8 protein-coding genes are annotated in these 12,478 nt (G+C 72.4%); 1 reads left to right on the top strand and 7 read right to left on the bottom strand.

The window, feature by feature from the left end; all coding sequences use genetic code 11:
• Positions 1–18: 18 nt before the first annotated feature.
• On the top strand, positions 19–1,467 hold the full coding sequence (locus ODJ79_RS07665) for a M1 family metallopeptidase (RefSeq protein WP_263022622.1): 1,449 nt from the start codon (positions 19–21) through the stop codon (positions 1,465–1,467).
• A gap of 9 nt (positions 1,468–1,476) precedes the next feature.
• Here ODJ79_RS07665 and gatA read toward each other — a convergent pair whose 3' ends face one another.
• The 7 genes from gatA to ODJ79_RS07630 form a co-directional block, all read right to left on the bottom strand.
• The gene (gene gatA, locus ODJ79_RS07660) at positions 1,477–2,940 is read right to left on the bottom strand and encodes an Asp-tRNA(Asn)/Glu-tRNA(Gln) amidotransferase subunit GatA (protein ID WP_263022621.1); all 1,464 of its coding nucleotides are present in this window, start codon (positions 2,938–2,940) and stop codon (positions 1,477–1,479) included.
• 1 nt (position 2,941) lies between these two features.
• Entirely contained in the window at positions 2,942–3,238 is a 297-nt protein-coding gene (gene gatC / locus ODJ79_RS07655) for an Asp-tRNA(Asn)/Glu-tRNA(Gln) amidotransferase subunit GatC (protein ID WP_263022620.1), read from the bottom strand.
• A gap of 403 nt (positions 3,239–3,641) precedes the next feature.
• Positions 3,642–5,519, bottom strand: a complete 1,878-nt coding sequence (locus ODJ79_RS07650; protein WP_263022815.1) for a putative bifunctional diguanylate cyclase/phosphodiesterase — start codon at positions 5,517–5,519, stop codon at positions 3,642–3,644.
• A gap of 989 nt (positions 5,520–6,508) precedes the next feature.
• Complete coding sequence (ligA, locus tag ODJ79_RS07645; protein ID WP_263022814.1) at positions 6,509–8,773, bottom strand: NAD-dependent DNA ligase LigA; 2,265 nt, start codon at positions 8,771–8,773, stop codon at positions 6,509–6,511.
• A 115-nt stretch (positions 8,774–8,888) separates the two neighbouring features.
• Positions 8,889–9,884, bottom strand: a complete 996-nt coding sequence (locus ODJ79_RS07640) for a methionine synthase (protein WP_263022619.1) — start codon at positions 9,882–9,884, stop codon at positions 8,889–8,891.
• On the bottom strand, positions 9,877–11,103 hold the full coding sequence (gene mnmA / locus ODJ79_RS07635) for a tRNA 2-thiouridine(34) synthase MnmA (RefSeq protein ID WP_263022618.1): 1,227 nt from the start codon (positions 11,101–11,103) through the stop codon (positions 9,877–9,879). The genes ODJ79_RS07640 and mnmA overlap by 8 nt, the downstream gene beginning before the upstream one ends.
• Before the next feature lie 88 nt (positions 11,104–11,191).
• Positions 11,192–12,367 carry a cysteine desulfurase family protein gene (locus ODJ79_RS07630; RefSeq protein ID WP_263022617.1) on the bottom strand — a complete coding sequence of 392 codons (1,176 nt, stop codon included), beginning with the start codon at positions 12,365–12,367 and terminating at the stop codon, positions 11,192–11,194.
• Between the last annotated feature and the right edge of the window lie 111 nt (positions 12,368–12,478).

Raw genomic sequence — 12,478 nt, 5'->3', positions numbered from 1 at the left:
TTATGTAGCGTGCCTGCCATGCACCGCACCCCCCTCGTAGCCGTGGCCCTGGCCACGGTCGTTCTGATCGCCGGCTGTGACGACAAGCCCACGGCCACTCCCACCTCAGCGCCGAGCGCTTCGGCCACACCGCCGAAGACGGACTACACCGCCTGGGCGAAAGGCAAGTCCACGCCCGTCGCCGACCCGGTCTATCCGAAGCACGGCAACGCCGGCCTCGACGTGCTGCACTACGGCCTCCAGCTGAACTGGGCTCCGTCGACCAAGTCGCTGACCGGCACGGCGACGATCCAGGTCCGCCCGGTCGAGGATGCCGCCACGATCACGCTGGACTTCAAGCCGTACACGCTGGACAGCGTGACCGTCGACGAGGCGCCGGCCGACGCCGCCGTCCAGAACGAAAAGCTGGTCGTGCGGCACCCGGTGACCGCCGACCAGCCGGTGACCCTGGTGGTGGCGTACCACGGGAAGCCCGCCACGACGCCGTTCCCGACCCACCGCGGCGACGCCGAGCCGCTCGGCCTGACCGTCACCAAGGAGGGCGGCCTCTGGACGATGCAGGAGCCGTTCGGGGCGTTCACCTGGTACCCGGCCAACGACCAGCCGTCGGACAAGGCGCTCTACGACGTCTCGGTGACGGTGCCGGCCGGCTTCTCGGCGATCGCCGCGGGCACGCCGGGCGCGGTGCAGGGCAACACGTTCACCTACCGCAGCGACGAGCCGATGTCGTCGTACCTGCAGACGCTGGCCGTGGGCAAGTACAAGAAGGTCACCGCGAAGGGCCCGGGCGGCACCCCGCTGACCTACTGGTACCGGCCCGGCGCCGACGCCAAGCTGGTGCCCTCGCTGCGCAAGTCTCCGCAATTCCTGAGCTTCCTGGAGCAGCGGTTCGGCCCGTACCCGTTCGCCACCGGCGGCATCGTGCTGGTCGACTCCGAGTCGGGCATGGAGACCCAGCAGATGATCACGATGGGCGACAAGCTCGGCAAGCGGGACACCGCCAGGTTCGAGACCGACCTGCTGCACGAGTACGCCCACCAGTGGTTCGGTGACACGGTCACCACGTCCACCTGGACCGACCTGTGGCTGAACGAGGGCTGGGCGACCTACATCCAGTTCCTCTGGGAGCAACAGCAGACCCACTTCAGCGACAAGGTGCTGCGGGACTTCCTCCGCAAGTCGGACGCCGACCTGCGCAAGAGGCTGGGGCCGCCCGGCCACCCGCAGGCGGCCAACTTCGCCGAGGGCAACGTCTACGACTGCCCGGCCGCGATGCTCATGGAGCTGAACGACGCGCTCGGCGACGCGAAGTTCTTCGCGCTCGCCAAGGCCTGGGTGCAGACGCAGAAGTACACCCAGCAGGACCGGGCGTCGTTCATCGCGTTCGTCAACAAGCAGACCGGCAAGGACTTCACCAAGCTGATCAACTCGTGGCTGGACTCGAAGACGACGCCCAAGTCCTCCTGAGGGCGTGAATCAGAGGGACGGCGGCGTGAAGGTCCCCACCGCGGACTCGAGCGCCGCCGCCACCCGGTACATCCGGTCGTCGGCCATGGTCGGCGCCATCACCTGGAAGCCGACCGGAAGCCCCTCGGAGAGCCCGCACGGCACCGAGACGGCCGGGCCGCCGTACAGGTTCGTCGGGATCGTGAACAGGTCGGCCAGATACATCTGGTACGGGTCGGAGGTGCGCGACCCGAACGGAAACGCCACGAACGGCGTGGTCGGCGACACCAGCACGTCGACCTGCTCGAACGCCTTCTGGAAGTCCCGGGTGATCAGCGTGCGCACCTTCTGCGCCTGGCCGTAGTAGGCGTCGTAGTAGCCGCTGGACAACGCGTACGTCCCGAGGATGATGCGCCGCTTGACCTCGGGGCCGAAGCCGGCGTCCCGGGTCAGCGACATGACCTCCTCCAGCGACCGGTTGCCGTCGTCGCCGACCCGCAGGCCGTAGCGGACGCCGTCGAAGCGGGCCAGGTTGGACGAGCACTCGCTGGGGGCGATCAGGTAGTAGGCCGGCAGCGCGTACTGGAAGTGCGGGCAGGAGACCTCGACGACCTCGGCGCCCAGCTTGACCAGCGCCTCCAGCGAGTCGCGGAAGGCCGCGGTCACCCCCGGCTCGGAGCCGTCGCCGGCGAACTCCTTCACCAGGCCCAGCTTGACCCCGGTCAGGTCGCCGGTCGCGCCGAGCCGGGCCGCGCCGATCACGTCGGGCACGGGCTGCGGGATCGAGGTGGAGTCGCGCGGGTCGTGCCCGGCGATCACCGAGTGCAGCAGCGCGGCGTCCTCCACCGTGCGCGCGCACGGGCCCGGGGTGTCGAGCGAGGAGGAGAACGCGATCAGGCCGTAGCGGGACGTGCCGCCGTAGGTCGGCTTGGCGCCGACGGTGCCGGTCACCGCGCCGGGCTGCCGGATCGAGCCGCCGGTGTCGGTGCCGATGGCCAGCGGCGCCTCGTAGGCCGCGAGCGCCGCCGCGCTGCCACCGCCCGAGCCGCCGGGGATGCGCCCCAGGTCCCACGGGTTGCCGGTCGGCCCATAGGCGCTGTACTCCGTGGACGAGCCCATCGCGAACTCGTCCATGTTGGTCTTGCCGAGCATGACCGTGCCGGCCGCCTGGAGCCGCTCGACGATCGTGGCGTTGTACGGCGGCCGCCAGCCTTCGAGGATCTTGGAGGCCGCGGTGGTGGGCACGCCCTTGGTGGCGATCACGTCCTTGACCGCGACCGGCACCCCGGCGAGCGGGCCGGTGACCTCGCCCTTGTCGACCTTGGCAGCGGCGGCGAGCGCGCCCTCCCGATCGACATGCAGGAAGGCGTGGACCCGCGAATCCACCGCCTCGATCCGGTCGAGATGGGCCTGCGCCACCTCGACGGCCGAGACCTCTTTGCTCTTGATCTTGGCGGCCAGGTCGGCCGCGGTCAGCCGGGTGAGGTCACTCACGTCAGGCCTCCTCATCCAGGATCCGCGGCACCCGGAACCGGCCCTCGAACGCGTCGGGCGCGCCGGAGAGCGCCTCCTCCTGCGTGAGGCACGGCTGCGGGACGTCGTCGCGATACACGTTCGTCAGCGGCACGGAGTGCGAGGTGGGCGGAATGTCGTCCGCGGCCACCTCACCGACCCGCGCGACCGACTGGAGGATCACGTCGAGCTGCCCCGCGAACTGATCCAGCTCCTGCTCGGTCACGGCGAGCCGCGACAGGCGCGCGAGATGCGCGACCTCTTCGCGGGTGATGGCCATAGCTCCTACTTTCTCCGGCGAACAGCGACGCGACGAGTCTATTTCGACCCACCGACAGGATTTCCGGCGGGACTCCGAGATCACCACGCAAAAGATCAAAATCATCATGTCGTACGCAGGAGTCAGCCTTCAGTCCGTCTTTGGGTGGCGGGCGGGGCGGTTGGATGGGGTGCAGACCGTCGCTCCCGCCGGGACCCGGGCGGGCCGAGCAGGGCGCTGGCGCGCCCAAAACGCTCGACCCACCCGGGCGACCTGCGTGCGTGGTTGCGCTCAGGGCACCCGACGGTCGTCCCGACCGCCGGCAGGACCGGCCCCGAGCAGCCACTTTGCGCAGATCACGAGTAAGGCCATGCCCCGCATATCCAACTATATCGATGACTTCCGCGGCCTCGCGCGGAGGTGGTCAACTCGACGGAGCGGGCATGACGACGGACATCGGGCCGGGGCGCAGCGGCCGGTACCGCAACAGCCACGTCTCCAGGTCGGCGGCGGGCATCGGGCGGCCGTGGAACCAGCCCTGGGCGGCATGGCAGCCGGCCGCCGCGAGCAGCCGCCAGGTGCGCTCGTCCTCGACGCCCTCGGCGACCGCGCGCAGGCCCAGCGCCTCGGCCAGGTCGATCACCGAGCGGACGATCGCGGCGTCCCCGCGATCGGTGGCCATGCCCAGCACGAACGAGCGGTCGATCTTCACCTCGGCCAGCGGCAGCCGGCGCACGTGCTGCAACGACGAGTAGCCGGTGCCGAAGTCGTCCAGCGAGATCGCCACGCCCATCCGGTCCAGCCGGGTGATCGTGTTCAGCACCCGGTGCGGGTCGGCCATCAGCGCGCTCTCCGTGATCTCCAACTGGAGCAGATCGGCCGGCACCGCGTACTCCCGCAGCAGTTCCTCGATCCGGTCGGCGATCCCGCCGGCGTGCAGGTCGCGGGCGCTCACGTTGACCGCCGCCCGCAGCGACCGGCCCGCGTCCCGCCACGCCGCCACCTGCGCCACCACGTCGTGCAGCACACGCAGCGTGAGCAGCCGCATCACCGGGGTCGGCTCGGCCACCCGGATCAGCTCCTCCGGCCCGACCAGCCCGCGCTCGGGGTGCTGCCAGCGCAGCAGCGCCTCCACGCCGACCACCTCGCCGGTCGGAATGGCGATCTGCGGCTGATAGAACAGCATGATCCCGTCGTCGGGCGCGTCCTCGCGCAGCGCGCGCCGCAGGTCGGCGAGCAGCGCCAGCCGGTCGGGCGAGTGGTGGGCCGCGTCCGGGCCGTAGACGGCGACCTGATCCCCGCGCTGCTTGGCGTCGTACATCGCGGCCTCGGCCTCGCGCAGCAGCGTCGCCCCGTCGTCGGCCGAGTCGCCCTGCAGCGCTATCCCGATCGAGGCGCTCACGTCGACCGGGAGGCCGTCCAGCGCGAACGGCCGGTTCAGGGCCTCGACCAGGTGGCACGCGATACGCCGGGCCTCGGGGACGCCGTCCACCCGGTTGGCGAGCACCGCGAACTCGTCCCCGCCCAGGCGCACCACCAGGTCGTGCGCGGGCACCACGTCGGCGAGCCGGCGAGCCACCTCGACCAGCAGCCGGTCGCCGACCCGGTGGCCGAGCGCGTCGTTGACGGTGCGGAACCGGTCGAGGTCGAGCAGCAGCAACGCCCGCTGCCGGCCGTGCTTGTCCCCCACCGAGGCCTGCAGCGCCCGCCGGTTGGGCAGCCCGGTCAGCGCGTCCACCCGCTCGGCCCGCTCCGACTCGGTGGCCGAGCGCACCGTCCGGTGCACCGCGTGCAGGGCGAGCAGCACCAGCGGCACGAAGGCGAGCCCCACCTGCGCGGTGGCCAGTACTACCGGCCCGAGCAGCAGCAGCGCGCCGGTGGCCAGCACCTCGATCCCCCGCCGCCGCGCCCGGCGCCGCCGCCGGTGCGAGGTGACCCGGGCGACGCCGGCCGCCAGCCCGTAACGGGCGAGGATCCACGCCACCGCCGCCGCCACGGTCAGCAGGGCGTCGTCCCAGTCCGGCCGGGGCCCGATCCGAAGTGAGAAGAGCCCGGCCACCGCCACCGCGGCGCAGATCGCCACCGCATGCTGCATGGTGAGGTGGAAGGTCCGGCGGGCGGCCAGCCGCATCCGCACCCCGGCGACGGTGACCGCCACAACCTGCACGGCCAGCGCCGGCACCACGCCCCAGGCGAGCGCGATAGCGAAGGTGAAACATATCGACGGCAGGATCACCGAACTGGCCCGCCGGTCGGCCAGCACGTACGGCCGCGCGTCCACCACCACGGCCAGGACCGCCATCAGCCAGTACGCTCCCGGCAGCTCCGCAAACGTCCCCGCCCCGACCGCCCACAGCCCGGCATCGACGACCACCGCGGCCCCCGACGTGACCACCAGCGCCCGCCGGTACTCGACCACGTCCCGCCCGCGCCGCCCGGCCTCGTGCCCGCGCCGCCCGGTCTCGTGCCCGCGCCGCTCGGTCTCCCACTCACGCGGCTCGGTCTCCCACCCACGCGGGAGTCGCTCGGTCTCCCGGTCGCGCCGCTCGGCCTCCCGGTCGCGCCGCTCGGTCTCCCGGTCGCGCCGCTCGGTCTCCCACCCATGCGGGAGTCGCTCGGTCTCCCGGTCGCGCCGCTCGGTGGCGCGGTCACGTCGCGCGTGACTGTCGGCCACACCGTCGCTCCCCGGGTGGGAAGGAGCCACACGGTTGCGAGGGCGTGCGGCGTCCATGCGACCTCCACAATGGCGGGGATCTACCGATGGTTTTCACCATAGATCCGCATTGTCCGTTGGCCGCGAAAGAGCTTCGGCGTTATCAACTCGACATAAGCCCCCAAACGCTCATTATCCTCAAATTCCTCCATACGGGTGACCAGGCGAGGGACATGCAGGCATCACCCCCGGCCACCTCGAAGGGCGATCCGATCGACCACCGAGCCGGCCCAGGACCAGCCGCCCGCACCGCAGAAACCCTCCGCCATCTGGTCAGAGCCGCAAACCCGACGCTCGCTCCCAGCCTGCAGTTCCCGGGCCGACCTCGCCGGGCCGACCTCGCCGGGCCGGCGGCCGGACCGAGGCGCTCGCCGGCCGGGGCCGCAATCACTCGTCCGCCTGCGCCCGGGCGAGCTCGGCCGGACCGTGGCGCTCGCCGGCCAGGGCGCTCAATCGTCCGCAAGCGCTCTGGGCGAACTCGGCCGGGGCGCGCTCACTCGTCCGCGTGCGCCCCGGGCGGGCTCGGCCACGGCGCGCACTCGTCCGCGTGCGCTCGGGCGGGCTCGGCCAGGGCGCGCTCACTGCTCCGCCTGCGCCTCCGGGACGACCTCGGCCACGGCGCGCGCGGCCTCCGGACCGTCGGCCAGCAGCACCCCGAAGGCCGCCTCGTCGAGCACCGGCACCTTCAGCTGGAGAGCCTTGTCGTACTTGCTGCCGGGATTGTCGCCGACCACCACGAACGCCGTCTTCTTCGAGACCGAGCCGCTGACCTTGCCGCCGCGGGCGGTGACCGCCTCGGTGGCCTGGTCTCGCGAATATCCGGCGAGCGTGCCGGTGACCACCACGGTCATCCCCTCGAGCGGGCGCGGCCCCTCGTCGACCCGCTCGTCGGCCATCCGCACCCCGGCCGCGCGCCACTTGCGCACGATCTCGCGGTGCCAGTCGACGGTGAACCACTCGCGCAGGCTCTCGGCGATCGTCGGGCCCACGCCCTCCACCGAGGACAACACATCCGGCTCGGCCTTGGTCTTCTTGCGTTTGACGCCGGCCGCGCCCGCCGTCTCGCCGGCGCCCGTTGTTCCACCGTCGGCGGGCTCGTCCTCGGCCGGCTCGGGCGGGGCGGGAGGGGTCGCGACCACCCGTTCGATCGCCTCCATCGAGAAGAACTCGCGGGCCAGCGCCTGCGCCGCGGTCGGGCCGACATGCCGGATGGAGAGTGCCACCAGCACCCGCCACAGCGGTTGTTTCTTCGCCTTCTCCAGGTTTTCCAGCAGGCGGACCGCATTGCTGCCGAGGCTGCCGTCCTGGTTGACGAAGAACGGCGACTCGCGCAGTTGCTCCTCGGTGAGCGCGAACAGATCGCCCTCATCGGTGATCACGCCGGAGTCGAGCAGCGCCTGGGCGGCCTTGTAGCCGAGCACCTCGATGTCGAGCGCGCCCCGCCCGGCCAGGTGGAACACCCGCTCGCGTAGCTGCGCCGGGCACGACCGGGTATTGGGGCAACGGATGTCGATGTCGCTCTCCTTGGCCGGCGCCAGCTTGGTGCCGCAGGCCGGGCAGTGCGTCGGCATGACGAACGCGTGGGCGTCGCCGGGCCGCAGATCGACGACCGGGCCGAGCACCTCGGGGATGACGTCGCCGGCCTTGCGCAGCACGATCGTGTCGCCGATCAGCACGCCCTTGCGCTCGACCTCGCGCGCGTTGTGCAGCGTCGCCTGCGCCACCGTCGAGCCGGCCACCTTGACCGGCTCGAGAATCGCGAACGGGGTGACCCGGCCGGTGCGACCGACATTCACCGCGATGTCGAGCAGCTTGGTGGTGACCTCCTCGGGGGGGTATTTGTACGCGATGGCCCAGCGCGGCGCCCGGCTGGTGGTGCCGAGCCGGCCCTGGATCGACACCGAGTCGACCTTGACCACCACGCCGTCGATCTCGTGCTCGACGTCGTGCCGGTGCTCGCCGTAATACGCGATGTAGTCGTGGACGCCGGCCAGGTCGTCGACGAGTTTCCAGCGCCCGCTGGTCGGCAGCCCCCACGAGTGGAGCGCTTCGTACGCATGGGACTGCGAGGTCGGGGTGAAGCCGACCCGGGCGCCGATGCCGTGCACCACCATGCGCAGCCCGCGCGAGGCGGTGATCCGCGGGTCTTTCTGCCGGAGGCTGCCGGCCGCCGCGTTGCGCGGGTTGGCGAACGGCGCCTTGCCCTGCTCGACCAGCGACGCGTTGAGGTCGGCGAAGGCGGACACCGGGAAGTAGATCTCGCCGCGGACCTCGAGCAGGTCGGGCGGGTTGTCGTCGTCGAGCCGCTCGGGGATCTCCCGGATCGTGCGCACGTTGGACGTCACGTCCTCGCCGGTGCGCCCGTCGCCGCGGGTGGCGCCACGGACCAGCCGGCCCTTCTCGTACGTCAAATTGATGGCCAGGCCGTCCACCTTGAGCTCGCAGATGAACTCGACCGGCCCGCCCGCGTCGCGCACCGTGCGCTCGGCCCAGGCGGCCAGCTCCTGCTCGTCGAAGACGTTGTCGAGGGAGAGCATGCGCTCGGCGTGCTGCACCGGGGTGAACGTGGTGGAGAAGGTGCCGCCGACATTCTGCGTCGGGGAGTCGGGCGTACGGAGTGCGGGGTATTCCTCCTCCAACGCCTCCAGCTCGCGAAGCAGCTTGTCGAACTCGGCGTCGGAGACGGTCGGCGCGTCGAGCACGTAGTAGCGGTACTGATGGCCGCGGACCTCGTCGGCCAGCTCGGCATGCCGGGTGCTCACCTCGGACGTCGGATCCTTGCCGGCGGCGGCCTCCTGCTCGGGCGTCGGCCGGCCGATGGCAAGCTCCTCAGCCGCGTCGATCTCGGCCCGGGACTCCCCGTCACGCTGCACATCCGCTTTCTCGGCCACCGGATCCTCCGTCTCTTGGTACTAAGAGCACGGTAGTACCGACCCCTGACAGTTTCGCCTCGCGAGGTCAGGCCTCGGCGATGCGGCGACCGGCCTCGCGGCAGGCGGTCAGCACGGCCCGGGCGTACGGCTCGCTCGCCCCGGCCAGCCCGCACGCCGGCGTCACGACGACCTGCTCGGCGAGCCGGGCGGCCGGGAAGCCCAGCCGGGTCCACAGCTTCTGCACCCGCTCGGCGATCTGCTTGCCGGTCAGGGGCCGGCCGCCGGCCGGGCGGGTCGGCGCGGCACCGGCGAAGAGGCCGATGCCGGCCTCGATCGCCTCACCCACCGGGTCCAGGTCTTTGAGCAGCGCGAGGTCGAGAGCGACCGCCGCGGCCCCGGAGTCGCGCAGCACCTGTAGGGGCACGTCGGCGGCGCAGCAGTGGGCCACCACCGGGGCGCCGGCCGACTCCACCACCGTACGCAGGGCGGTCGCCGCGTCGTGGCCGTCGACCGCGCGGTACGCGCTCAGACCGCTCTCGGTCGGCACCTGGCCGGCCAGCACCGCGGGCAGCGACGGCTCGTCGAGCTGGAGCAGCACGGTCGCGTGCGGCAGCCGCTTGCGCACGTCGTCGACGTGCCGGCGCAGGCCCTCGGCGAGCGAGTCGGTGAGGTCGCGCACGGCGCCGGGGTCGCGCAGCAGCCGGCCGCCGATCTGCAGGTCGAGGCTCGCGGCCAGCGTCCACGGGCCGGCCGCCTGCACCTTGAACGTGCCCGCGAAGCCGTCGCCCTGCTCGGTCGCCTGGTCGAGGTCGCGTTCCAGCAGGTCGAGCGTGCGGCGCAGGTCGGCGCCGGGGCGCGGCGCCATCTGCCAGCGGCCGGCGTAGAGCTGCACCGGCAGCTCGACCAGGAAGCCGGCGCTGCGCCCGATCAGGTCGGCGCCCGGGCCGCGGGCCGGCAACTCGGGCAGGTGCGGCAGGTCGGGCAGCTCGCCGAAGACGATGCGCTGCGCCTCGACGACGTCGGTGCCGGGCAGCGAGCCGATCCCGGTCGCTGCCCCGACCGGCCACGGAAACTCAGGCACGAGCCACTCCGCCCACCGGCAACCCGGCACCCGCGTCAGGCTCGGCCGACGCGGAGACGCCCGAAGCGGAGACGCCCGAAGCGGAGGAACCGGCCGAAGCGGAGACGCCCGAAGCGGAAACGCCCGAAGCGGAGGAACCGGCCGAAGCGGAGACCCCGGCCGTGATGGTGGCCGAGCCGAGCACGACATCGCCGGCCGGGTCTCGCCGGTATGCCACGATCGCCTGGCCGGCCGCCACGCCCCGGGCCGGCTCGCGCAGCCGGGCCGTCAGCGTGTCGCCCTCGACCGTCACCTCGGCCGGGACCACCTCGCCGTGGGCGCGCAGCTGCACGTCGCACTCGACCGTGGTCGGCTCGCCGTGCCAGATCACCCGGGACGCCGTCACCACGTCGACCGCGAGCGCCTCGCGCGGGCCGACCGTGACCGTGTTCGTCTTCGGGGTGATGGACAGCACGTATCGCGGGCGGCCGTCGGGGGCCGGCACCCGCAGGTCGAGACCCTTGCGCTGACCGACCGTGTACGCGTACGCCCCGGAGTGGGTGCCGATCGTCTCGCCCGTACGGGAATCGACGATGTCGCCCGGCGTCGCGCCCAGCCGGCGCTCGAGGAAGCCCCGGGTGTCGCCGTCGGCGATGAAGCAGATGTCGTGCGAGTCGGGCTTGTCGGCGACCGCCAGGCCCCGCTCGGCCGCCTCGGCGCGCACCTGCGCCTTGGTCGAGTCACCCAGCGGGAACACCGCCCGGTCGAGCTGGGCACGGGTCAGCACGGCCAGCACATAGGACTGGTCCTTGCCCAGGTCGACGCTGCGGCGTAGCAGGCCGTCGGCGCCCAGCCGGGCGTGGTGGCCGGTGACCACCGCGTCGAAGCCGAGGGCGACCGCGCGGTCGAGGACCGCGGCAAACTTGATCTTCTCGTTGCAGCGCAGGCACGGGTTCGGCGTACGGCCGGCCGCGTACTCCGCCACGAAGTCGTCGACGACGCTCTCGTGGAACTGGTCGGCCATGTCCCACACATAGAACGGGATGCCGATCACGTCGGCGGCGCGCCGCGCGTCGCGGGAGTCCTCCAGCGTGCAGCAGCCGCGCGCGCCCGTCCGATAGGTCTGGGGATTGCGCGCCAGCGCCAGATGCACCCCGGTGACGTCGTGACCGGCGTCATGGGCGCGCGCGGCGGCAACGGCAGAATCGACGCCGCCCGACATGGCCGCTAGAACTCGCATACCAGCAAGCCTATCTGCCGCGTCCGGCCGGTTTTCAGCGCGCGGTCTTCCAGGCCGTCCCGCTCGACGGCCGCCGGGAGGGCGGCTTTCAGCGCGCGGTCTTCCAGGCCGTCGCCCGGCGGGCCCGCTCGACGGCCGCGGGGAGGGCGGCCATCAGCGCGTCCACGTCCTCGATGGTGCTGGTGTGGCCGAGGGTGAAGCGCAGCGACGAGCGCGCCCGGTCGTCGTCGGCGCCCATCGCGAGCAGCACGTGGCTGGGCTGGGCCACCCCGGCCGAGCACGCCGAGCCGGTGGAGCAGGCGATCCCCTGCGCGTCGAGCAGCAGCAGCAACGCGTCGCCCTCGCAGCGGGGGAAGCTGAAGTGGGCGTTGCCGGGGAGCCGGTCGTCGGCGGCGCCGTTGAAGACCGCGTCCGGCACCGCGTGGCGGACCCGGGCGATCAGCTCGTCGCGCAGGGCGCCGACCCGGACCGCGTAGTCCTGCTGCGATTTCACCGACATCTCGACGGCCACCGCGAAGGCGGCCACGCCGGCGGTGTCGAGCGTTCCGGAGCGGACGTCGCGCTCCTGGCCGCCGCCGTGCAGCAGGGGGGTGCAGGCGACGTCCCGGCCCAGCAGCAGCGCGCCCACGCCCACCGGACCGCCCAGCTTGTGCCCGGTCACCGTCATCGCGGCGGCGCCGCCGGCCGCGAAGTCGACCGGGATCTGACCGACCGCCTGGACGGCGTCGGTGTGGAACGGGATGCCGGCCTCGGCGGCCAGCCGGGCCAGCTCGTGGATGGGCTGGACGGTGCCCACCTCGTTGTTGGCCCACTGCACGCTGACCACCGCGATCTCGTCCCGGTAGCGGTCGATCAGGCCACCCAGCCGGCCGGGGTCGACCGCGCCGGTGTCGTCGACGGCGAGCAGGTCGACGGTCGCGCCCTCGTGGGTGCCCAGCCAGTCGACGGCGTCGAGCACGGCGTGGTGCTCGACCGCGGAGGCGATCACCCGGGTGCGGTTGAGCGACGCCGCGCGCTGCGCCCAGAAGATGCCCTTGATGGCTAGGTTGTCGCTTTCGGTGCCGCCGGAGGTGAAGACGACCTCGGAGGGCCGGGCGTTCAGCGCGGCGGCGATGCGCTCCCGGGACTCCTCGACCAGGCGGCGGGCGTACCGGCCGGCGGCGTGCAGGGATGACGGATTGCCGACGTCACGAGCGGCGGCGGCGTAAGCATCCAGCGCTTCTGCGAGCATCGGCGTGGTCGCCGCGTGGTCCAGGTATGCCATCAGTCGCCAAGCTTATTCCTTCGCGATGCGAATGCCTCCCGGCGCTCACCGCGCGGAAAACGGGGAGCGGCGGCAAGGCCGCCACTCCCCGTCACCGTGCGATGACCGCGC

It is taken from the genome of Actinoplanes sp. KI2 (genome assembly GCF_025630775.1).
Taxonomy (GTDB): Bacteria; Actinomycetota; Actinomycetes; order Mycobacteriales; family Micromonosporaceae; genus Actinoplanes.
Note: the sequence above shows the minus strand (reverse complement) of the source record. Positions and strands in the feature narration are given on the sequence as shown.